The organism is Pirellulales bacterium (genome assembly GCA_035656635.1).
Classification (GTDB): domain Bacteria; phylum Planctomycetota; class Planctomycetia; order Pirellulales; family JADZDJ01; genus DATJYL01.
The window spans coordinates 1-21,716 of sequence record DASRSD010000137.1 but is presented as its reverse complement, the minus strand read 5'-3'; the positions used below and the strand labels follow the sequence as shown (position 1 = coordinate 21,716).

23 protein-coding genes and 1 tRNA gene are annotated in these 21,716 nt (G+C 54.7%); 13 read left to right on the top strand and 11 right to left on the bottom strand.

Features of this window, described 5'->3' with window-relative positions:
• Positions 1 to 14: 14 nt before the first annotated feature.
• Positions 15 to 1,292: a UDP-N-acetylmuramoyl-L-alanine--D-glutamate ligase gene (gene murD, locus VFE46_12970; protein HZZ28906.1), complete on the bottom strand. Its 1,278-nt coding sequence runs from the start codon at positions 1,290 to 1,292 to the stop codon at positions 15 to 17.
• 107 nt (positions 1,293 to 1,399) lie between these two features.
• Here murD and uvrA point away from each other — a divergent pair, with 107 nt between their 5' ends.
• The 4 genes from uvrA (at position 1,400) to VFE46_12950 (ending at position 6,488) form a co-directional block, all read left to right on the top strand.
• Complete coding sequence (uvrA, locus tag VFE46_12965; GenBank protein ID HZZ28905.1) at positions 1,400 to 4,225, top strand: excinuclease ABC subunit UvrA; 2,826 nt, start codon at positions 1,400 to 1,402, stop codon at positions 4,223 to 4,225.
• Positions 4,226 to 4,253: 28 nt separating this feature from the next.
• On the top strand, positions 4,254 to 5,186 hold the full coding sequence (locus tag VFE46_12960) for a hypothetical protein (protein ID HZZ28904.1): 933 nt from the start codon (positions 4,254 to 4,256) through the stop codon (positions 5,184 to 5,186).
• 18 nt (positions 5,187 to 5,204) lie between these two features.
• Entirely contained in the window at positions 5,205 to 6,284 is a 1,080-nt protein-coding gene (locus VFE46_12955) for a ThiF family adenylyltransferase (GenBank protein HZZ28903.1), read from the top strand.
• A 130-nt stretch (positions 6,285 to 6,414) separates the two neighbouring features.
• Positions 6,415 to 6,488 (top strand) — tRNA-His (locus VFE46_12950).
• A gap of 1,070 nt (positions 6,489 to 7,558) precedes the next feature.
• Here the strand turns inward: VFE46_12950 and VFE46_12945 are convergent.
• Positions 7,559 to 7,933 (bottom strand): very short patch repair endonuclease, encoded by a 375-nt coding sequence (locus tag VFE46_12945; GenBank protein ID HZZ28902.1) that lies wholly within the window; start codon positions 7,931 to 7,933, stop codon positions 7,559 to 7,561.
• Between the two features lie 12 nt (positions 7,934 to 7,945).
• Positions 7,946 to 8,500: a hypothetical protein gene (locus tag VFE46_12940; protein ID HZZ28901.1), complete on the bottom strand. Its 555-nt coding sequence runs from the start codon at positions 8,498 to 8,500 to the stop codon at positions 7,946 to 7,948.
• A gap of 348 nt (positions 8,501 to 8,848) precedes the next feature.
• On the opposite strand from VFE46_12940, the gene VFE46_12935 reads away from it, so the two are divergent.
• A complete protein-coding gene (locus tag VFE46_12935) occupies positions 8,849 to 9,469 on the top strand; it encodes an HNH endonuclease (GenBank protein HZZ28900.1) in 621 nt (206 codons plus the stop codon).
• Here the strand turns inward: VFE46_12935 and VFE46_12930 are convergent.
• Together VFE46_12930 and VFE46_12925 are read right to left on the bottom strand one after the other, a co-directional pair.
• On the bottom strand, positions 9,444 to 9,644 hold the full coding sequence (locus tag VFE46_12930) for a hypothetical protein (protein ID HZZ28899.1): 201 nt from the start codon (positions 9,642 to 9,644) through the stop codon (positions 9,444 to 9,446). The genes VFE46_12935 and VFE46_12930 overlap by 26 nt on opposite strands.
• Positions 9,645 to 9,812: 168 nt before the next feature.
• The gene (locus VFE46_12925) at positions 9,813 to 10,184 is read right to left on the bottom strand and encodes a prolyl oligopeptidase family serine peptidase (GenBank protein HZZ28898.1); all 372 of its coding nucleotides are present in this window, start codon (positions 10,182 to 10,184) and stop codon (positions 9,813 to 9,815) included.
• Here VFE46_12925 and VFE46_12920 point away from each other — a divergent pair.
• Both VFE46_12920 and VFE46_12915 read left to right on the top strand, forming a co-directional pair.
• Positions 10,174 to 10,407, top strand: coding sequence for a hypothetical protein (locus VFE46_12920; GenBank protein ID HZZ28897.1), 234 nt, complete (start codon positions 10,174 to 10,176; stop codon positions 10,405 to 10,407). The two genes, VFE46_12925 and VFE46_12920, sit on opposite strands and share 11 nt — an antisense overlap.
• On the top strand, positions 10,397 to 10,738 hold the full coding sequence (locus tag VFE46_12915) for a type II toxin-antitoxin system PemK/MazF family toxin (GenBank protein HZZ28896.1): 342 nt from the start codon (positions 10,397 to 10,399) through the stop codon (positions 10,736 to 10,738). Before VFE46_12920 ends, VFE46_12915 begins: the two co-directional genes overlap by 11 nt.
• A 34-nt stretch (positions 10,739 to 10,772) precedes the next feature.
• Here VFE46_12915 and VFE46_12910 read toward each other — a convergent pair whose 3' ends face one another.
• Both VFE46_12910 and VFE46_12905 read right to left on the bottom strand, forming a co-directional pair.
• A complete protein-coding gene (locus VFE46_12910) occupies positions 10,773 to 12,899 on the bottom strand; it encodes a prolyl oligopeptidase family serine peptidase (protein ID HZZ28895.1) in 2,127 nt (708 codons plus the stop codon).
• A 260-nt stretch (positions 12,900 to 13,159) separates the two neighbouring features.
• The gene (locus VFE46_12905; GenBank protein HZZ28894.1) at positions 13,160 to 14,242 is read right to left on the bottom strand and encodes an acyl-CoA dehydrogenase family protein; all 1,083 of its coding nucleotides are present in this window, start codon (positions 14,240 to 14,242) and stop codon (positions 13,160 to 13,162) included.
• A 264-nt stretch (positions 14,243 to 14,506) separates the two neighbouring features.
• On the opposite strand from VFE46_12905, the gene glgP reads away from it, so the two are divergent.
• The 6 genes from glgP to VFE46_12875 all read left to right on the top strand — a co-directional run bounded on the left by glgP (position 14,507) and on the right by VFE46_12875 (position 20,056).
• Positions 14,507 to 16,708: an alpha-glucan family phosphorylase gene (gene glgP / locus VFE46_12900; protein HZZ28893.1), complete on the top strand. Its 2,202-nt coding sequence runs from the start codon at positions 14,507 to 14,509 to the stop codon at positions 16,706 to 16,708.
• Positions 16,709 to 16,822: 114 nt separating this feature from the next.
• The gene (locus VFE46_12895) at positions 16,823 to 17,089 is read left to right on the top strand and encodes a hypothetical protein (protein HZZ28892.1); all 267 of its coding nucleotides are present in this window, start codon (positions 16,823 to 16,825) and stop codon (positions 17,087 to 17,089) included.
• Positions 17,079 to 17,672 (top strand): nucleotidyl transferase AbiEii/AbiGii toxin family protein, encoded by a 594-nt coding sequence (locus tag VFE46_12890; protein ID HZZ28891.1) that lies wholly within the window; start codon positions 17,079 to 17,081, stop codon positions 17,670 to 17,672. The genes VFE46_12895 and VFE46_12890 overlap by 11 nt, the downstream gene beginning before the upstream one ends.
• Before the next feature lie 112 nt (positions 17,673 to 17,784).
• A complete protein-coding gene (locus VFE46_12885) occupies positions 17,785 to 18,378 on the top strand; it encodes a Uma2 family endonuclease (protein HZZ28890.1) in 594 nt (197 codons plus the stop codon).
• A gap of 122 nt (positions 18,379 to 18,500) precedes the next feature.
• The gene (locus VFE46_12880) at positions 18,501 to 19,556 is read left to right on the top strand and encodes a deoxyhypusine synthase (protein ID HZZ28889.1); all 1,056 of its coding nucleotides are present in this window, start codon (positions 18,501 to 18,503) and stop codon (positions 19,554 to 19,556) included.
• A 53-nt stretch (positions 19,557 to 19,609) separates the two neighbouring features.
• Complete coding sequence (locus VFE46_12875; GenBank protein HZZ28888.1) at positions 19,610 to 20,056, top strand: cupin domain-containing protein; 447 nt, start codon at positions 19,610 to 19,612, stop codon at positions 20,054 to 20,056.
• Between the two features lie 230 nt (positions 20,057 to 20,286).
• On the opposite strand, the gene VFE46_12870 is transcribed toward VFE46_12875, so the two are convergent.
• The 4 genes from VFE46_12870 to VFE46_12855 all read right to left on the bottom strand — a co-directional run.
• Positions 20,287 to 20,616, bottom strand: a complete 330-nt coding sequence (locus VFE46_12870) for a type II toxin-antitoxin system PemK/MazF family toxin (protein HZZ28887.1) — start codon at positions 20,614 to 20,616, stop codon at positions 20,287 to 20,289.
• Complete coding sequence (locus tag VFE46_12865; protein HZZ28886.1) at positions 20,597 to 20,782, bottom strand: hypothetical protein; 186 nt, start codon at positions 20,780 to 20,782, stop codon at positions 20,597 to 20,599. The genes VFE46_12870 and VFE46_12865 overlap by 20 nt, the downstream gene beginning before the upstream one ends.
• Positions 20,783 to 20,928: 146 nt before the next feature.
• Positions 20,929 to 21,498: a tetratricopeptide repeat protein gene (locus VFE46_12860; protein HZZ28885.1), complete on the bottom strand. Its 570-nt coding sequence runs from the start codon at positions 21,496 to 21,498 to the stop codon at positions 20,929 to 20,931.
• Positions 21,499 to 21,600: 102 nt separating this feature from the next.
• A partial coding sequence (locus VFE46_12855) for an IS5/IS1182 family transposase (protein HZZ28884.1) occupies positions 21,601 to 21,716 on the bottom strand: 116 nt, incomplete at its 5' end.

Below are 21,716 nucleotides of genomic sequence, written 5' to 3'. Positions count from 1 at the left end.
GGGAACGATATTATTTACTGGTTATCCAGCGAGTGCACCAAACGATCGAAATCCTCTCCTCGCTCAGCAAAATCATGGTATTGATCGGTGCTAGGACAGCCAGGCGATAGTAATATCGAGTGACCTGCTTGCGAATTTTTCCAACACCAATAGAACGCTTTCGATAACGTATCGGCGCGAAAGCAGGAAAAATTGCTTACGCACTTTCTAATTGTTTCTTGCAGTTTGTGTGATATGCCGCCAAATACGGCCACGCCCCTTGTTTGTTGAATCATTTGGCCAATGAGTTCCGTAAAATCGCTAGGCCTATCGGCACCACCAATCAACAACCATGTAGGACCGTTCATGGTATGGAGGGCTGCCATGGTTGCGGCTGGATTCGTTGATTTGGAATCATTGTAAAACCGTCGTTGTTTTACTTCGCCCACAAATTTCAGGCGGTATGGCAATCCCAAAAAGCATGTCAGACCGCAAAAAACATGTTGCCGATTTTTAGCTCCGAGGTGTACGGCCGCGGCCGCTGTGCATGCTGCATTATGCAGGTTATGCAACCCCGTCACTTTCAACGGCGGCAATGTTTCCAGCGATTGCGGTTGTAATACTAGCGCTCGACACATTGATTGCCAGCTTGCTAATTCCTGGTCGTCATGGTTGAGTACCGCAAATCCTTCTTTCGGAAGATTCGAGAGTAACCGTTGCTTTGCCGACACATAGTTACGCCACGTCCCATGCCAGTCTAGGTGATTTCGCGAGCAGTTTGTGACAATGGCGGCCTCCGGCCAGCGCGCTGTTTCGCTTAACCAGTGCAATTGAAAGCTGCTCATTTCCAACACGACAGTGTCATCAGGTCGAATATTTGGAAGATCTATGAGTAAGCTGTTACCGATATTACCGCCCAACCAGGTTCGCATTTGGGCCTTGTTTAGAATTGTGGCTAACATGGCAGCTGTGGTTGATTTTCCCACAGTGCCGGTCACGCCAATTACTTTTGCAGGGCAAGCGTTAAGAAACAGTTCAGCTTCCGACGTGATCTGAGCATGGGAATGTCGAGCCAAGTTCACAAGCAAATCCCCGGGTTTCACAGCCGGATTTACCACGACAATGTCAGCATCACAAAAATCAGCTTCAATATGTTTGCCGAGTGTAAACCTAGCAATCGGCACATCGCAAAGCGATTTTAGAGAATTAGTCAATTCCGCGTCATCTGCTAAGTCAGTCACTGTGACAATTGCCCCGGCCTGTGCGCAGTATCGTGCTGACGCCACGCCTCCTCCGTGACATCCTAAACCCATAATCGTAACTCGGCGACCGCGAAGGTCGATTGCTGGTTCTGCCATGATGTGTCGGTTATGATAACAATTTGGCGCATTGTGTCTGGAGCAATCTGGGGAGCGCGACGGTGACCAAAGGCTTTATTTCGTTACGCGGCGTGGAAGTTCATAATCTGAAAGGGATTGATCTCGACATTCCGCACCGTCAATTAGTGGTGTTTTGTGGGCTAAGCGGCAGCGGGAAGACTAGCCTAGCGATTGATACACTGTATGCCGAAGGACAACGACGATACATTGAAACATTTTCTACCTATACACGACAATTCTTGCAGCGATTAGAACGACCAGCCGCGGAGCAAATTACGGGCATTCCGCCGGCAATAGCGGTCACGCACAAATCCTCCAGTCGTTCCCACCGCAGTACCGTTGGCACTTCAACCGAGACCACCGATTATTTGCGATTACTCTTTGCCAAAATCGGCCGTGTCATTTGCCAAACGTGTGGAAATGAAGTTCGTCGCGAATCGCCGAATTCAGTTGCCGACATTCTGGCAAAACTGGCTCCAGGGATTCAGTTCATGGTGGCCTTTGAAGCGTTTTTGCCAGATTCATCAGCCTTAAAGGCAATTGGCTTTGTACGCGTGATTAATGGCAATCGACAAATAAATCTCGCTGAGCAATTGACAAATGTTGACACGCGTCGTCCTTTATTTGTAATTGTTGATCGTCTCACGACAGATTCGTCCATTCTGCGAATTCGCGAATCGTTAGAATCCGCCTTTGGACATGGTAATGGCCAAGTGACGGTGTTCATCAATTCGCCGGAATCACTTCAGATCAATGGGTATCGCCGCGGTGAGCCATATTCGTTGGATGATCGCAGTTGGCTGCATTTGACATTTAGTGAACATATGCGCTGCGACGAATGTGGCCGTTTATATCCGTTACCTGAACCGCGATTGTATAGTTTCAATAGCCCGCTTGGTGCGTGTCCGGAATGCGAAGGCTTTGGCAACATAATCGATATCGATTTTGATCTCATTGTCCCCGATTCACGTAAATCGCTGCGAGAAGGAGCAATCGCACCATGGAACGCGCCAGCTTACACCCACGAACTCGAAGAACTCATTGCGTTAGCTGGTGAATATGAAATCCCATTGGATGTTCCGTTTAAAAATCTTACCGAGCGACATTTGCAGCTAATTCAGGAAGGTGTACCCGAGCGTCGATTTGGTGGTCTGCGCGGATTTTTTAGATGGCTGGAGAAGCGAAAATATAAAATGCATATCCGCGTATTTTTGAACCGCTGGCGCACTTATCGAATCTGTCCAGTTTGCAATGGAACTCGTTTACGACTTGAAGCCCTAGCCACGCGAATTGCCGGGCGCAATATCTCGGAACTTTGCGCATTAAAAATCCGCGATGTTTTGAGATTTCTCGGTAATCTCGAGTTGCAACAATGGGAATCCACTGTCGCGCGCAGCATTGCGGAACAAGTGCAAGCTCGGCTCGGTTTTTTAGAGTGTGTGGGACTTGGGTATCTAACACTTGGCCGCGCTCTGCGCACGCTCAGTGGAGGTGAAGCACAGCGAGTTTCATTGACAACGGCATTGGGCTCCAGCCTAGTAAATTTGCAGTATGTTCTTGATGAACCTTCCATCGGCTTGCATCCGGCTGATGTCAATCGGTTAGTCGAAGCAGTGTTATCGCTGCGCGATCGAGGCAACAGCGTCTACGTGGTGGAGCACGAAGAATCGCTGATTCGTGCCGCAGATCAAGTCATTGAAATCGGACCCGGTGCCGGCGAAAGAGGTGGCCAAGTCGTATTTCAAGGCACGCCACAAGAAATGGAACATTGTGCGCAAAGCCTCACTGGCGATTATTTGGCAGGCCGGCGTGGTCGCAGTATACCCAGCCAGCGTCGTCGTACTGACCATGGTTGGATTCGCTTAACCGGTGCGCGCGGCAACAATTTAAAAAATATCACGGTCGAATTTCCACTCGGCGTGCTTTGTCTCGTTTCAGGAGTCAGCGGATCGGGAAAAAGTACTCTGGTTGAAGATACACTCTATCCGGCGTTGCGACGCCGAATGCATTTGGAATCCGTCCGCCCCGCCGCATACGACGACGTATACGGTGATGGGCAAGTGAACGAAGTAATTTTGGTCGATCAAAGTCCGATTGGTCGTTCGGTGCGGTCCAATCCAGTCACTTATATCAAGGCTTTTGACGAAATTCGCAACGTGTTTGCCGATACGGTGGAAGCTCGTACACGCAATTACACAGCCAGCCATTTTAGCTTCAATATCGATGGTGGCCGTTGTTCGGCTTGCCACGGCGATGGTTTCGTTGAGATCGATATGCAATTTCTTGCCGACGTTTTTATGAAATGCAGTCAATGTAACGGCACACGCTACCGCCCTGAAATCTTGAAAATAAAATATCGAGGCCGCAACATTGCTGAGGTATTGGATTTAACCGTCCGTGAGGCATTCACATTCTTCCGCGGTTGCTCAAAAGTGCAGGCCAAGCTCAAATTGTTAATTGACGTAGGTTTGGACTACTTGCGGCTTGGACAGCCTGCCAACACACTCTCAGGCGGTGAGGCCCAGCGTTTGAAGTTGGCCGGATATATGTCTGGGGCCAAACGAAATCGCACGTTGTTTATCTTGGACGAGCCCACCACTGGCCTGCACTTTGCCGATGTCGTGCAATTGCTCGATTGTTTCGATGCTCTGTTGGCGGTAGGGCATTCGCTGATCGTCGTGGAACACAACATGCAAATGATGAAAGCTGCCGATTGGATTATCGATTTGGGCCCCGGCGCCGCAGACGAAGGAGGCAACATCGTCGCGCAAGGAACACCAGAGTTGGTGTCGCGTTGCAAGCAATCCGCCACGAGGCAATTCTTGGCTGCCGCACTGCTTCAATCAACGGAAGAAGTCACCACATAATGCTCGTTCTGCAACCCAAAAAATACGAATGCTACCCACCACACAAACCCCGACGATTGGTGTTGAACTCTTCTTCGGTCCCGCGCATCCGGCGGAAGCGCGTGTGTATGCCGTGGTCACTACTGAAGAACATGAATTAGCAAACTTTCGATTGCATGGACATTTGGTCGGGCCAGATTGCGAATTCTCACAAACACTTACGGCTCGCATTCCATTCGTCATGGGCAATTCTCACAACGTTTTGATGGCCGAATCCGTCATCCCTGATCCTTGCTTTTGGACACCGGAATTGCCCTTTCTATATCGCGCGGAATTGCAAATCGCACGGGGCGAATCACTACTGGCACTCCCATCCAAGTTAGTGGGAATTCGCCGGCTGGGAATTCGTAGCGGTCAACTTTTCTTCGAGGGAAAACGGTTTGTGTTACGTGGAGTACATGAAAAAGTTATTGAGGCAAAACTTTCCAACAGCGAAATATCCTTTGCTCGTCAATCCTGGACGGCAGCCGTTATTCCCTGGCCAGATTCTGCTTTATGCGACCTTGCCAGCCGGTTAGGAGTGCTGCTAGTGGCAGACTTGCGCACCGCTGAAACCGACGCCAATTGCAGCGCCGTGGTCGAAACATTACATTCTTTGGCATCATGGCCGGCGGTCATCATGGCAATTGTCGACGCCGAGACAATCGCAAACATCAAAGGGCAGGGTGCCATCCGCAATCTCCTCTTCGCCCAGTATTTTGTTACTAATGAACCGTTTCAGCTGCATCCTAAAGCCCACGTCGTTTTCGCGGAAGTTAGTTTGCCGGTTGATTTTGCACAGCGGGCGAAAGCGTGTAACCGGCCGGTGATTGCGGTGCGTCGCTTGCCGCATCCGGTTAAAATTGAACTTGCCCGGTCTGCTTGCGACGCCTTGCAGCGCGACCTGGCTCCGTTTGGCGACTTTGCCGGATACATTGTCTGACGCAGCCACTTTCCATCCATGAGCCGGATGAACAACACGCAACCCATATCGGAAGATCGCTATGCACGCCAAATGCGGTACGCGCCTCTCGGCGAGGCGGGGCAGCAGCGGCTAATGGCCAGCCGAGCGCTCATCTGTGGTTGCGGAGCGCTGGGAAGTGTAATTGCCAACACCTTGGCTCGCGCCGGGGTGGGCACTCTGCGGATTGTCGATCGCGATTTCTTGGAATTGAATAATCTGCAACGGCAGGTGCTGTTCGACGAAGCCGATGTTGCCTCCGCGCTTCCCAAGGCGGTGGCGGCGGCAAATAAGCTGCGGCAAATCAATAGCGCTATCCGTGTTGAACCCGTCGTGGCTGATGCGTCGCCCAATAATATCCTGGCCTTGGCCGAAGGCTGCGACATCATTCTCGACGGCACCGATAATTTCGAGACGCGCTATCTGCTGAACGAAGCCGCAGTCAAATTGCAACTCCCGTGGGTCTACGGCGGTTGCATTGGCGCCGAAGGCCAAACACTTACGGTCTTGCCAGGTATCCCTCCGTGCTTTCGCTGTGTGATGAACGAGCCGCCCCCGCCGGGCACGTCCCCCACTTGCGATACCGCCGGAATTCTCTCGCCCATTGTGAATGTCATTGCTTCCATCCAAGCCTGCGAGGCCATCAAAATTCTGTCCGGCAATCTTGCGGCAATCAACCGCTCGCTGACCATTATCGATTTGTGGAGCAACCAACTGCGGCAATTGAATTTGGATCAGCTGCGCACCGCCGGCGGATGTGCCACGTGTCGCGCCGGGCCCGAAACGGCTGACAAATTTCCTTGGCTGTCCGGCGAGCGTGGCAGCCGAACCGCGGTGTTGTGCGGCCGCAATTCGGTGCAATTGAGTCACGGATCCGCGGCCGCTTTTTCTCCGGCGGCGTTTGCGTCGTTGGAAAAAAAACTGGCGGCCGTCGGAGAAGTTATCCGTAATCCGTATCTGTTGCGCTGTGCCGTCGGCCCATATCTCATCACACTGTTTCCCGATGGTCGGGCCATCATCGGCGGCACGGCCGATCTGGCCGAAGCCCGAAGCGTTTACGCTAAATTCGTCGGCCACTGAACCGGCAACCATCGCAGCCTGTCGATTTAAACATCGGCCAATCGCCCCGTCTTTTCCAATTGCTGCTGTCACCCACGGCCGATATAATCCGTAGTTCCGGCGAATAACAGCGTTCGTCGGGCACCCTACGGTGGCTATAGCTCAGTTGGTTAGAGCACCAGATTGTGGATCTGGGGGTCACGGGTTCAAGTCCCGTTAGCCACCCTGCTTGAAACTTCTACATTCCGAAAAGATGTGCCAGTCAGAACTTTTCGGGCTGCAAGCCGGGCGGATTTTGTCCAAAAAACACGGGATTTTTTTCTGGGGCAAAATTCCAAAGTTCTGACGGCCGGCGACGCTCAATCGCCCGAGAATTTCTGAGCGATTGAAGTCCAGCCGCCGACAAAATTCAAGCAGCTTTGTCCGCCCGTGCCCGATTCGGCTCCCTTCAGCCGAACGTACCTGTTTTCTGACAAAGCTTTGCGGTTCGCGCGCCGATTTTGCCAAAACTGAACGCTTCGCTGTTGGCAGCGCGAGCGCACCGCCAGCGCTCCAACGGTCGTCCCGGCAGCGTGCACTCCAGCCTGGTATTGCGCAAGCCGCCGCCGTAGGATTTTTAGATCCAAAAGTTTTTCGAATTGCCAAAGAACGGCACGCAAGAGCGGCAAGCGGTAAGCAGTGGACGGTAAGCTGACTGCAAACCACGGCCGGCAATGCGAGCACAGCTTTATCGCTGCGGCGTGCATTGTACCAAACGAGTGGCCCAATTTTCGGGCTTTTTTTACCGCAGAGACGCAAAGACGCAGAGAAGGCAGAAGGCGCAGATAAATGGGGAGTGCGGAATGGGGAGTGGGAAATGCCGAGCCGCGACCGTCAGGAAGCGGTTTTTCACCACAGAGACGCGGAGGAAGAGTTTATCAGGAAGCCAGGAAGGCAGGAGCTACGGAGATGAAGTTAGAGTCGTGGGGGTTGGATGCAGTCGGAGGTGATGAGTTGTTGTGGGTTGGGATCATCCGTTGGCACGTCAGGGGCGGTGGCGGCTGGCCCAACTCCATGCGGACGAGATTTGCCGCGAAGGCCTCTTTGTGGGAGAGGGGCCAGGGGTGAGGGGTCTCAACCGGCGGTCGATTCTTCAACCAGGCGAATTTCGTCGGGGGTGAGGTTGTAGAGTTGGTAGACGAGCTGATCGATTTCACGGTCGGTGGCGTCGACCGAGCGCAGGGCGGTAGTGTTTAGCCGCGACGCGCTAGCGGAGCGGGTGAAATCACAAAGCCGCGACCGTCAGGAAGCGGAAATTATCGCGCTAAAAAGGCGGCAATTTTTGATTGCAGCGTGGTTGCTTTCACCGGCGTAGTTTGGCATTCCCAAACGGTCAACACTTGCCACCCGGCGAGCCGCCACACTCGCCGCAGGCGTTTATCGCGGGCAGCATTTCGCTCTAGCTTAGCGATCCAATACCGTCGACGCGTGGTGGGAATCCGGCACCTGCCGCAACTGTGCATGTGCCAAAAGCAACCGCTCACGTTGATGATTTTCCGCAGCTTGGGAAACACCAAATCGGGCGTGCCCGGCAGCGCTTTAACATGCAGCCGATAGCGGTAACCCAGTTTCCTCACCAGTTTTCGCACCCGAATCTCCGGCGAAGTGTGCTTCGACTTCACCGCCGCCATGATGCGAGAAAGTTAATCAGCGGCGTCAAATTCCGGCAAACGAGAACCTGGCGCTAATATACGAATCGCGGGGGTAGGGCCATAACCATATTCTGGAAGCAGGCAACTTTGCCCGTCATCAAAAAAATAGATATACCCGCAAGCATCCGAACCGCCGAGTGGATGAAGGAAAATCATCCAACCGTTCGGATGGCGTTCGATTTGAACGTCTGGCTTGGAAGTGTCGTCATAGTTGTGAGTTCCCAGCGCAATCCGAATTCCTTGCGCAGCCCTGGCCACGACCGGAATTTCAGGCAGGCCGAATTCCGGCTTCGCTCCGCTTTGTACATACTTGGGATAAAGTTGATAGTTATATGTTGGTGCAAATAAGTGAAAGTCGTCAGCGGCTTGATCCGGAGTCTTTTTTAGTCGTTCAGCGAGTTCGTCGACTTCCTGGATGGACAATGGCGCGTGTTGCGCAAATATCAGGCTTTCTCGAATCCACTCGCCTCCTTCGGCAAGTTCTTCCTTCCAGCACCCAAGTGCTGCGACAATTGTTGCTGATTCACGCTTCGTGATTTCAAGCATGTAAGCTGCCCCCAGTGTTAGTGTACCGATTTTGGGAGCATTCTAACAAGCTCCCATAATCGGAGCAATGGAAAAATCAACTCACACCAAAGAATATGCGGCGCTGCGAGCTGAACTTTGTCGCGCCCGCGAAAAGTGCGGCCTTTCTCAACGGCAATTGGCCGCGCGCCTCAAGGTTCCGCATAGCTGGGTGGCTAAAGTCGAAAGCGGCGATCGTCGGCTGGATTTGGTTGAGCTATGCTGGTTCCTGTTGGCGTGTGGTGAGGAACCGCTGAATACAATTAGCCGGTTGCTCAAAAAATTTCCCCGAACTTCCTTTTCGCGTGACGGTAAAGGAGGTCGGTTGGAATGACGATCTCGGCCGAAGATTTACGCCGCGACGTGCTCACAGCAGCGTTTCGAATGCCGTCGGTCCAATCGATGGTTGGTCGAAAGTCGAGCATTACAAATGCCTTCGTCAGCGCGATTATTCCGCTTATTCCGCCGTCGCTCGACGAAATCGAATATGCACTTGCGGTTCTGAAAATGGATCCGCGAGACGTCCGTTGTGCCTATTGTGGAAATCTTTGCACCGAGTGGGATCATCTGCGGCCGCTGGTTATTAAGCGACGACCGACCGGTTATATATCCGAAATTGCTAATCTTGTTCCCGCTTGTGGCAAATGCAACCAAAGCAAAGGAAACAAGCAATGGCGTGATTGGATGCTTAGTAATGCAAAGCATTCACCAACTGGTAGGAAACTCGCAGACGTTACTGCTCGTTCGGAGAGACTAGCGTCTTTCGAAAAATGGCGCACTCCGACACGGGTTGACTTTGAAGCAATCATTGGCTGCGACAAGTGGGAACAATACTGGAGGTTATGCGAAGATGTCGTGGCCGAATTACATCGATCGCAAGAAGTAGCAGATCAGCTACGTATCTTGGTTCTGGAGGCTCTCAATCCTAGCGCCGCTGGTAGTCGACGTTAATGTATTCGAGCAGCAATTGGATTTGGTGGCCATTGCCGTTGGCGGTTTTACGGGGCGGCCCGACGCAATCGGCAGGGAAAAAGTCGTAGTGGCCATGCACGTAGATATGGCTGTTGCGGATGTTGCCCGCTGTCACTTTCAAAAGTCGCGTTCCACCGACGGCAGTGCTGCTCAACGGTTGGCCCTCCGTGCCTGACATGGCCGGATGTGGCGGCCCGAGTCATGTTTGGGTACAAACGTCCAGTTTAACCGATCTGAGTCTACTGGCAATTGGCGATTCGATCGGCAAATGTTTAATCAGTTGTTTTTGTAGGCTCGAAGAATGTGTTTTCGGTCGATGCGGTTAGGGTTTGGGTTGCAGGTCCATTTTCAGAATGTCCACCAGAAACGCGAATTCATCGGCGGTTTCCTCGATGATTTTGGTGGTGGGTTTGCCGGCGCCGTGGCCGGCTTGGGTTTTGATGCGGATGAGAATGGGCGCGGGGCCAGCCTGGGCCGCTTGCAGCGCGGCGGCGAATTTGAAGCTGTGGCCGGGAACCACGCGGTCATCGCGATCGGCCGTGGTGATCAGCGTGGGCGGCGGGAAGGGAATGTTCGGGGTGTGGATAGGTACAGGCCAGCAAAGGATTGTGATATAATTGGATTGATTCAGAAGATATTGTTTAGCGCAGATTACTCGACAGAACCTTCCATGCGGCACGACTATGGATGCCATTACTATCACGGGTCAGGTGAACGAGCAGCACGTTCTTTCCGCGCGGGCACCGGATTCGATACCGCCGGGACCGGTGACGATTCTCGTTTTGTCGGCCGGTCAACCCGATGATAGTGAACAAGCCTGGATGGCCGGCATCGCGAACCAATGGTCTGCGGAACTGAGCGACCCTCGTCAGGATATTTACACACTGGACGACGGAGCGCCGGTGAATGCAGCCTGACGACATCTATTTGGCCAGTTTCCCCTTTGGTGATGCTGCGGGCATGAAACTGCGGCCTGTTTTGCTGCTGACCAACCGCTTGGGAAGTGTGCCGGAGGTTGTGGTGGCCTATATTTCGTCGGTCATTCCAGCAGCGCTGTTGCCTAGTGATATTGTTCTTGATCCTGGCGACGCAGACGCGGTTTCCACGAATCTGAAAACGAAATCGGTCCTGCGGTTGCACAAGTTGGCGACCATTCACGCCAGCGCCGTGGTCCGCCGGTTGGGCGCTATTTCTGCGAGAACGAGGGACGAAGTTGATATCAAGCTACGCGCCCTTCTCGACCTGTGACACCAAGCACTGTCTGAAATGAAGCTGCTTGTGGCTACGGCTTCATCGGCGGGTCCATCTTCAGCACGTCCACCAGAAACGCGAATTCATCGGCGGTTTCGTCGATGATTTTGGTGGTGGGTTTGCCTGCGCCATGGCCGGCTTCAGTTTCAATGCGAATTAAAATCGGCGCGGGGCCAGCCTGGGCGGCTTGCAGGACGGCGGCGAATTTGAAGCTGTGGCCGGGAACCACGCGGTCGTCGTGATCGGCCGTGGTGATGAGCGTGGGCGGATATTTGGCGCCGGGCTTGATGTTGTGCAGCGGGGAGTATGCCCATAGGGCGGTAAATTCTTCCGGGTTGTCGGCGGAGCCGAAATCGCTGGTCCAACCCCAGCCGATGGTGAATTTGTGAAAGCGCAGCATGTCCATCACCCCGACGCCGGGCAGGGCCGCGCCGAATAAATCGGGCCGCTGCGTCAGGCACGCGCCTACCAGCAGGCCGCCGTTGGAGCGGCCGGAAATGGCGAGCTTGGGCGTGGAAGTGTAGTGCTGATCGATAAGCCACTGGGCGGCGGCAATAAAATCGTCAAACACGTTTTGCTTTTTCAGCTTGATGCCGGCTTCGTGCCAGGCGCGGCCATATTCGCCGCCGCCGCGCAAATTGGGCATGGCGAACACGCCCCCCATTTCCATCCACGCTAAATTGGCGACGGAAAACGTGGGCGTGAGGGAAATGTTGAAGCCGCCGTAGCCGTACAACAGCGTGGGATTTTCACTATTGAGCGGCACGCCTTTTTTCGAGCTGATGAACATCGGTACGCGGGTGCCATCGCGGCTGGCGTAAAAAACTTGCCGGGTTTGGTAATCGTCGGGATTGAAATCGGCCTGCGGACGGCGGAACAGCGAAACTTTGCCGTCATCCAGCATATAGCGATAAATGGTTTGCGGCGTCGTGAAGCTGGTGAAGCCGAAAAAAGTTTCGCGATCAATGCGGAGGCCTTCAAAACCGAACACGGTGCCTAAGCTCGGCAGCTCGACCGTGCCCTGTGGATGGCCGGCGAGATCGAATTTTTTTACCAAGGCGTGGGCATCGTGGAGATAGGAGATGAAAAATTGATCGCCGACCACGCCGGCGTTTTCCATGGCATCGGCCGCTTCCGGAATTAGCTCGCGCCAATTGGCGCGCTGCGGATGCTCCACGTCGATGGCAATGACGCGCCCCAGCGGGGCATTCAGATCGGTGCGAAAATAAAACGCGCTGCCGTCGTTGCCCAGGAAGCGATATTCGGCATCGAAGTTGGGGAGCAATTCGATGACTTTCGCGTCGGGCTGATCGAGCCGCTTGTAAAACACGGCATTTTTTGGCCCGGTGCCGTGTTCCACATCGATCACTAAATAGCGGCCATCTTCACTGGGCTCGCCGTAAAATTCCCATTCCTTTTCGTCCTGCCGCTGGTAGGCCAGCGTGTCTGCCGTTTGCGGCGTGCCGACGCGGTGATAATACAGCTTTTGATAATAATTGGTGTCGAGCAGTTTGGTGGCTTCGTTCGGCTCGTCGTAGCGGCTGTAGTAGAAGCCGCGGTTGTCGGGCGTCCAAGACACGGCCGAGAACTTGACCCAGCGAATTTCGTCGGGCAGATCTTTGCCCGAGGCGACATCGCGAATGCGCCACACTTGCCAATCGGAGCCGGCGGTGGAAAGGCCATAGGCCAGGAGCCGGCCGTCGTTGCTCACGTCGTATCGAGACAGGGCGATGGTGCCTGCGGCGGAGAGTGCATTGGGATCGAGCAGGATTTGCGGTTCGGCATCCAAGGCGGCGGCCCAATACAACACGCTTTGATTTTGCAGGCCGTCGTTTTTGGTGAAGAAATATCGTCCGGCGCGCTGCGTGGGAACGCCGTAGCGGGTGTAGTTTTGCAGCGCGGTAAGCCGCTTACGGATGGCTTCCCGTTGGGGAATTTTTTCCAGGAAGCCAAAGGTCAGCCGATTTTCGGCCTCGACCCAGGCGCGGGTTTCGCTGCTATCGACATCTTCCAGCCAGCGATACGGATCGGCAACTTTGACGCCATGGTAATCGTCCACCTGGTCGCCGCGGCGCGCCGCGGGATACACCAGCGGCGAATTGGATGAAGTTGCATTCGTCGATGAATCGGCGGCACGGGTTGTGTGCTGGAAAAACATACAGAGAATCAAAATCGAAAAGAAAAAATGGGCGCTGCGATGTAGACTCGACAAAAAATCAAATTGCATAAGTGGCACTGATGTGTTGTGACTTCGAATCGCCGCGGGGCAAGCCCAGCCGCTAAATGAATATTGACCAGTAGCCGGATGCTCATAGCATCCGGGCCAGACGGCGTGGCCATCCGGCTATTTTGAATGCGCTACACTGCAGCGAGCCGCCGCTTTGATCTGGATTGACAGCTGAATTGACAGACAAATGATTAATCGCCCAGGCCGGCCAGTTCGCATAAATTTGCGTTCATGACCGGTTGGGGACAGCTCCACACCAGGAAAAATAATGCTTCACGGCACCAACGCCCGGCGGGATGCCCGGCGACGTAACCGGTTCCCTTGGCGGCGGCCAAGGCGGCCTGCGTGGCACGGAGCGCCAGGCTGTTGGCCTGGGCCCGCAGCGCTTCGGACGTGCAGGCTTCGGTTCCCGAGGCCAACGACAATAAATTGGCCTGCCAGGTTGCATGTTCGCGCTGCAAATGTTCGGTGGGGCCTGCCAGATCGCTCCGCTGTTGTGATTCGCGAGAAAGAAACTCGATGGCCGCCCCTGCCAGGCCAATGGCCAAGGCCGAAGTTTGCAACCCGCCGGTTTTCGCGCCGCCATGCACAGCCATCACGTTTTCGACAGGCCCGTCCAACAGCCACTGGCGGTCCACATGCACATCGTGGCATTCCAATGGGCCGGTATGGCTGGCGGTTAAGCCCAGCAATTGAGCGTGCGGCGGGGTGATCACTCCCGACAATGCCGTGGGAAGCGCCAGCAAAATTTGCCGGCCATCTTCCAGCGTGGCGCCCAACACCACGGTATCGGCGTGATCAGCCCCGGTCACCCAGGGACTGAAACCGTTCAAGACGTAGCCGGCGCTGGTTTCCCGGGCTTGCAAAACGGGCTTGGCCAAATGCCGGCGGCTGGTGGTGAGATGTGAAATGCCGACCGTGGCGAACAGCGAGCCATCGGCCAGGCGAGGCAGAAGTTGTTGCTGGGCCGCTTCGTTTTCGCTTTCGACGATCCGTTTTACGGCGGCGCTGCGCTGGGTAAGGATGAACGTGGTGCTCAGGCAGGCCGCTGCCAGTCGGAGATATCCACGGGCCAGGTCGGCTTCGCTCCATTCCAATCCGCCCCAGTGTTGCGGCTGGAACCAACGGTATACGCCCGCCTGACCCAGCGCGGCCAGTTGCTGCTGGGGCCAGTTGCCGGTGGCATCTAAACTGGCGGCTTCCGCGGCGAGTCGCTGGCACAGTTGGTCCATGCCGGCATCATTGAGTTGAGTGATGGCTGCGAGCAGGGCCACTGATGCTCCTTCATTTTTAGAAACGGAGGTGAAATCGGCAATTTGCGAAAGCAATAACGCCGCCACGTCCTAGTGTAACGGTTTTTGGCGGTCCGATGGCAGCCCTGCACATTTCGTTGCGCGGAGCTTAGGGTCGGTCCCCGGAGCACAGAACGGGGTCGCCTTAAGGATTGCAGCGCGATATAATCTCCCGATTCTGCTCAGGGGGTGAGCGCGGATGTTGCATCGGGTCAATTGAAGTCGTGCCGGAAGCAAAGGAATCGCATGAGCCAACTTGAGGTAGAAACAATTGCCGCCCCCGCGAAAAAGCCTAACCTGGCGGAATTTTCGCCGCAATCAATTTACGACAAGTGTCTGGCGATTGCTCGCAACTTGTGGTGGACGTGGCATCCGGACGTCATTAATTTATTTCGGGATTTAGATCCCATTCGCTGGCGGCAGCTGGATCACAACCCCATTGCGCTGTTGGCGGAGTTTACGCCGGAGCGATTGGAAATGCGCGCCGCGGAACTGGTGCTGTATAGCCGCATTAATCAATCCTATCGGCGGCTCAAGGAATACATTGGCCCGCGGACCATGTGGGGCACCACGCATGCCGGCGTGTTGGGTTCCAAGCCCGTGGCGTATTTTTCGGCCGAATTTGGCATTCACGAATCGGTGCCGATTTACTCCGGCGGCCTGGGCGTGCTGTCGGGCGATCATATTAAAAGCGCCAGCGGCCTGGGCGTTCCCTTGATTGCGTTGGGGTTGTTCTACGATCAAGGCTATTTCAAGCAGCATTTGGATATTGAAGGATACCAGCACGAGGAATATCTCGACACGAAGGTGGAAAACGTGCCCATGGAGCCGGCGCTGGGGGTCGATGGCCGGCCGATTACCGTACGGGTCGATACGCGCACCGGGCCGCTGTTTGCCAAGCTGTGGTTGATGCGCGTGGGGCGTGTCGATTTATATTTGCTGGATTGCGACGTCGACGGCAACAAGCCGGAAGATCGCGAATTAACCAGCCGACTGTATGGCGGAGATCATCGCACGCGCGTTCGCCAGGAGTTGATTTTGGGCGTCGGCGGCGTGAAAGCGCTGCGGGCCCTGGGCATTTATCCGGGCGTGTATCATTTGAACGAAGGCCACAGCGTGTTCGCCACGTTGGAAGCCATTCGGGAGCGCATGCACGACGACGGACAAAGCTTTGACGACTCGTTGCGCGAGGTGGCCCAACACACCGTGTTCACCACGCACACGCCGGTGCCGGCAGGGCACGATCGCTTCGACGCCGGGCTGATTGAAGAACACTTGGGCCCCACCCGCGACATGCTGGGCATTTCCTTGCAGCAGCTCATGGGCCTGGGCCGCGTGGAGCCGCACAATGAAGGGGAAAGTTTTTGCATGACGGTGCTGGGCCTCAAGCTTTCGCGCCGAGCCAATGCTGTAAGCGCTTTGCACGGCCATGTTTCGCGCCGCATGTGGGCTCACCTGTGGCCGTGGCGGGTGGAGGAAGAAATCCCCATTGGCCATATCACCAACGGCGTGCACGTGCCCAGTTGGTTGGCCTGGCAAATGCAGCAGCTTTACGACCGGATGTTCGTGGCCGATTGGATGCGGCACATGGGCAAGCCGGAAGTGTGGCAGGAAATACATCGCTGCGATCCCGGCGAACTGTGGGAAACGCATTACGCCTTGAAAAATTTGCTGCTCCAATTTGTTCGCCGTCGAGTAAGCCGCCAGTGCCGCCGCCGCGGCGAAAGTGATGAAGCCGTGGAGCAGGCCCGCAATTTGCTTGACCCCAACGTGCTAACGATTGGCTTTGCGCGCCGCTTCGCCACCTACAAACGGGCCGATTTAATCATGCAGGATGCGGACCGATTGGCGGCGCTGATTAACGATCCACAGCGGCCGATTCAACTGATTTTCGCCGGCAAAGCCCACCCGGCAGATGAACCCGGCAAGCGGCTGATTCGCAATACCGCTAACCTGCGGCACGATCCACGCTTTGCCGGCCGCATTGTGTACCTGGAAGATTACGATATTAACGTCGCCCGGCATTTGGTGCAGGGGGTCGATGTATGGCTGAACAATCCGCGGCGGCCCTTGGAAGCTTCTGGCACCAGCGGTCAAAAGGCGGTTTTGAATGGAGCCCTAAACCTGTCGATTCTGGACGGTTGGTGGGCGGAAGCGTACGACGGCAAAAACGGCTTTGCCATTGGCCACGGCACCACGCACGTTTCCGATGAAATTGGCGACCAGCGCGATGCACTCGATTTAATGCGCGTGCTGGAGCAAGAAGTCATTCCGCTGTTTTACGACCGAGATGCCGACGGTTTGCCGCACCATTGGATTCAGCGGATGATGAACAGCATTAGCTCGCTGGCGTGGCGATTCAGCTCGCACCGCATGGTGGCCGATTACGTCACCCACTGCTACTTGCCCGCCGCCGGTGGCTTAAGCTCCGACATGACCGTGCGGTAAGTGCCGCACTTAGTGCAGCAATTGGCTTACGCGGTTTTATTCGGTACGACTGTTACCATCTACGGATTTAATTGTCGTTGGCGACTTTCGCCGCCGGCATGGTAGAATTTCAGTATGAAAAACCAGCTCATCCCACCGCCGGAACTTGCCCCGCCCAGCATTCGGCACTTGCCGATGGAAAAGCGCATCGAATGTTGGGCGCTATTGGCGGATGAAAGCGAGCAATTATTACTTAGTGGGCTGCGACGGCGCATTGGACCAAACGGCGATTTGAATCAAGCTTATCGCCAATGGTATTCGCGCCGAATGGAAGAACACGACCGCACGATGGAGCATTTTCTCAGCGAGTTACATCGGCGGGAGGAAAATTGTGCCCGGTGAAATGGTGTTGGCCGCGCTGCGCCAAGTGTGGACAGCCTTGGAGCCGCTCGATATTCCCATTGCGGTTATGGGGGGCCTCGCCGTGTCAGCTTGGGGGCACTTGCGAAATACTCAAGATGTGGACGTTTTAGTGGGCGTTGAACGAGCTCGATTCGACTCCGTCCTGCAAGCTGTGCGACCAGCCGGTTTCCGCCCGAAAAGTCGGCCGGTGTTATTCCGGATCGAGCAACAGAACATCGCACAATTGCTTTATACTCCTCCAGACATTCAGTGGGACATCCAAGTCGATTTGCTGTTGGTAAGCACCAACTATCAAAAAACTGCCCTCAACCGTCGTGTCACGACGCAATTGTCCGGTTTAGATATTCCAATTGCCGTTCTGAGCTGCGAAGACCTGATCCTTCACAAGCTGATCGCGGGGCGCGTCATCGATCGGGCCGATGCTGCCATGTTGCTGCGCGAAAACCGCGACGAAATTGACATGGACTACTTGACCGATTGGATTCGCCGCTTGGCGCTGCACAGCGAATTTGCAGAGATTTGGCGGGAAGCCTTTCCCAGCGAAGCCCCGCCGGCGGCCTAAGCTCCGACATGACCGCGCGGTAAGCTGGGATCATATCGCTAGAATTGCTCCGCGTTGGCTTTAAAGGTTAAAATAACGGGGGGAGCGCTTCCTTTGCCTAAATTGATTCAGCATGGCGTTATTCACTACCACTTCGAATAGTGTGATTCCGAGCAATCGGCTCTTCACGATTGCCGATGTTTCGGCGATGCCGCGCGAACTGCCGTCGGGACCGGTAGATTATGAACTCGACAATGGAAGGATCATCACAATGTCCCCGACGGGCAGGATTCACGGGATATTGCAAGGGCGAATTACTGCCGCACTGATCTCACTGGCAGATCAGCAGGGTCTTGGACAAACCATGGTCGAAGTCGGCGTCATCCTGTGGCGCAATCCGGATCGCTTGGTTGGCCCGGATGTGGCATTTTTCTCGAAAGGTTCCTTTCCGCTGCGCGAATCTGCCGAAGGCTACTTGGAAACCATGCCTGACCTGGTGTTCGAGGTTCGCAGTAAAAACGACAGCGCAGCCGACATGCAACATAAGGTGGCCGATTATTTGGCTGCCGGCGTGAAGCAAGTGTTTGTGGTTGACGGCGAGGCCAAAACCGTCGCCCGGCATACGGTTGGCAAACCGGTCGAAATTATCGCGGAAGAAAACACGCTGCACTTGGGCGATATCATTCCAAACTTTTCGCTTATCCTGCGTGATTTCTTTCGGTTCTAATTTCATCCGCTTCTAACTCTTTCGGCCCTTTCTCCGCCGGTCGAGCGTGTTAAAATTGTCAATTGCGTCGTTTTTCAGCCACGCAGTCCCCCCTGCATTTTTTCCGTCGAGGTTTTTGAACCATGCCCAGCAAGAAAGAGTTGCTTTCCCGCACCATCGAGCACGTCGATATCACCCAGCACAACGTCGTTGGACTGGTCGAGGCCATGCAGCACATGGCGTTTACCGCCCGCGATTTAGCTCGGGCGGCGGACATTTACGACCGCATGCTGCGCGACAAAGAATGCGGCATTATTTTGTGTCTGGCCGGCTCGCTGATTAGTGCAGGCTTGAAGGGCGTGTTTGTGGAGATGATTCGCAGCCGAATGATCGATTGCATTGTCAGCACCGGCGCCAACATTGTCGATCAAGATTTTTTCGAAGCCCTGGGCTATCGCCACTACCTGGCCGAAGATCGGCTCAAGGCCGGCCTCGATGACGACAAGCTCCGCGACGCCCACATCGACCGCATTTATGATACGCTCATCGACGAAGACGAACTGCGGGTGTGCGACGATACCACGCGCATTATTGCCGATCAGTTGCCGCCGCGGCCGCACAGTTCGCGCGAATTCATCCAAGCCATGGGCGCCTGGTTGGTGGAGGAAGGGCAGGGAGAGGGTTCGATTGTTCGCACGGCCTACGAAAACGACCTGCCGATTTTCTGTCCGGCCTTTTCCGATTGCTCGGCGGGCTTCGGATTGGTGGCGCATCAGCACGCCCGGGCCGATCAGCCGAAAGTATCCATCGACAGCGTGAAAGATTTTTACGAGCTGACGCAGCTCAAAATCAAAAATCCGACGACCGGCATTTTCATGCTCGGCGGCGGCGTGCCCAAGAACTTCACGCAAGATATTGTGGTGGCGGCCGACATTTTGGGCGAAGAGCCGCCGATGCACAAATATGCGGTGCAAATTACCGTGGCCGACGTCCGCGACGGCGCTCTTTCCAGCAGCACGCTGAAGGAAGCCAGCAGTTGGGGCAAAGTCGACACCGCCTACGAGCAAATGGTGTTCAGCGAAGCCACGCTAGCCCTGCCGCTCATCGCCGGCTACGCCTGGCACAAAGGCGGCTGGAAAAACCGCGAAGCCAAACACTTCGCCCGAATGCTCGAACCGGCAGGTGTTTCAGCGAGTTGAGGCGATAGGAAATCAACCGGCGTACAAGAATATTCTCTCGAGGAAATCCAGCCATGCTCACCAAAAGAGAATTTGTTTTTATCGTCGCTGTCGCACTGGTAACTTTTGCAGCAGTAACTTGGGCCCAATCGCCCGCAAAGCCTTTGCTGAAATCGGCCGCGTACGATTGGAGCAAAACACAGGCCCAAGCGAACAAGACCGGTTTTAAGCGGCAGTTTTTTGACGGACCTACGGCCACGCTTGAACAATTGGAATGCCATGCGACCACGGTCAATCCTGGGCAGGCCACGCACGCCCCGGTTCCGCAGCCAGCCGACGAATTAATTATCGTCAAAGAAGGAACGCTCGAGGCCCAAATTGATGGACAACCGCAACGGGTTGGACCGGGCTCGGTGCTGTTTACCGCAGCCAACGATTTGCACGGAGTGCAAAATGTGGGCGATACCCCGGCCACTTATTATGTCATCAAGTGCGTGGCCGCCGGGACGAAGAGTCCATAAGCTCCCTCGCCGTTGGCCAAGAATTACTCATCGTTGCCAAAGCGGATGTAGGAATCTTCCAGGTTGAACCGATCGTCGCGTGAGAACCTCAACGCCAATTTCTGGAATTGAAAGGCATCAGCAAATCTTGTGGATTAGCAGATTTGAGATTTCCGTATGGCGCGGCATCGCCTCGATTTGACCAGTGTTCGGATTCGGTTACAACGAATGCGAGCCATCCTTGCTAACGCTTAGCTGTTTTCGTTGAGGTCCATTGCTAGCTTAATGGCCCGACGAATTTCATTCATTACGTCGTTCGGAAGTGCGCCTAACTTGCGTTCAAGTCGGACGGTTGGCAGCGATCCAAGTCCTTGCACATTCGCGACCGAATCACGATCCAGAAATTTCAGCTTTGGAAGCGCAACTTCATAAGTGCTGCCGCGATTTTGTGTAGTCAGCGGCACATATAAAACTAGTGCCCGTGGCGGATTATCATCGGCGCGGGAAACAATTACTACAGGCCGCGTTTTCGCCGCCAAGCCCAAATCCGCCAACCACACTTCACTGGGCTTGGGGAGCATCGATTAAATCCAGAACTTCTTGTTCGACCCGACGAGAGCGAGCAACATCGACGGCATTAGAATCTGCCCATTGCATGATTTCGGCAACCTGCTGCCGCACTTGTTCCGCAGTATCGGGACGCCACTGGCGCAACTTTTCGTCGAGTTTTGCAGCGATTACGTCCATAGTGTTTTACTCCGACTCCAAAATAATTATATCATGGACGAAAACAATGCACATCGCCAATGCCAATAGATATTTCCACGGTGACCTCGTTGTTCCCCGTGGATTTGAGGAGCGCAAGATAACGGTGTCTCTCGCGAAGCGGTAAATCATTCGCCGAAGCGGATGTAGGAATCTTCCAGGTCCAGTTGATCGGTGCGCTGAATCACCGTTTGGCGCTGCTGGATTGCCTCGCCGAGTAATTTGCGATTGAGCAGAACGTGGGCGTTTTTAGGGTCGATTTGCAGCGCCCGGTCAAAATCGAGCTGGGCGGCAAAGTAATTTTGCATCAGGCACTGCAGAATGGCGCGGTTGTTGAGCGCATCGACATCTTCGGGATGCAACAGCAGCACGGCATTGTAATCGAGCATCGCCAAATCATATTGTTTGAGCATGCGGCGGGTAAACCCGCGGTTGAATAGGGCGTTGGCGAATTCCGGATTGATCACCAAGGCCGAATTGTAATCGGCCAAGGCATGCTGGAATTGCTGCTGCTCCAGCCAGGCGTTGGCCCGATTGAAAAAGCTGCGCGGATCGTTGGGATGGTCCAAAACCGCCTGATTGTACTTGGGGTCGATGGTCACCAGCGGATCGTCGGTCGCAAATGCCGCTACCGCCGACAGCAAAAGGCCGCCCAGAAAAACGCAGCCGCAGAGCATTCTCAACCATTTGTAATTCATTTTCGACTCGTTATATAGAAGTTCTTTGCAGCGACACGGCAATGGGCGCAGACCCGCACAACGGACACAGATTCGCATTAGAGCGTCTAACAAAATGAATCTTTACAGGAAGTAACTACAGGTCACGATGCAACCGAGCGTGAGCAGAGCTTTGTGAATGGAATCGTCACGTTCGTAACGGACGCGCAGGCGACGGAATTGATGCAACCAGGAGATCG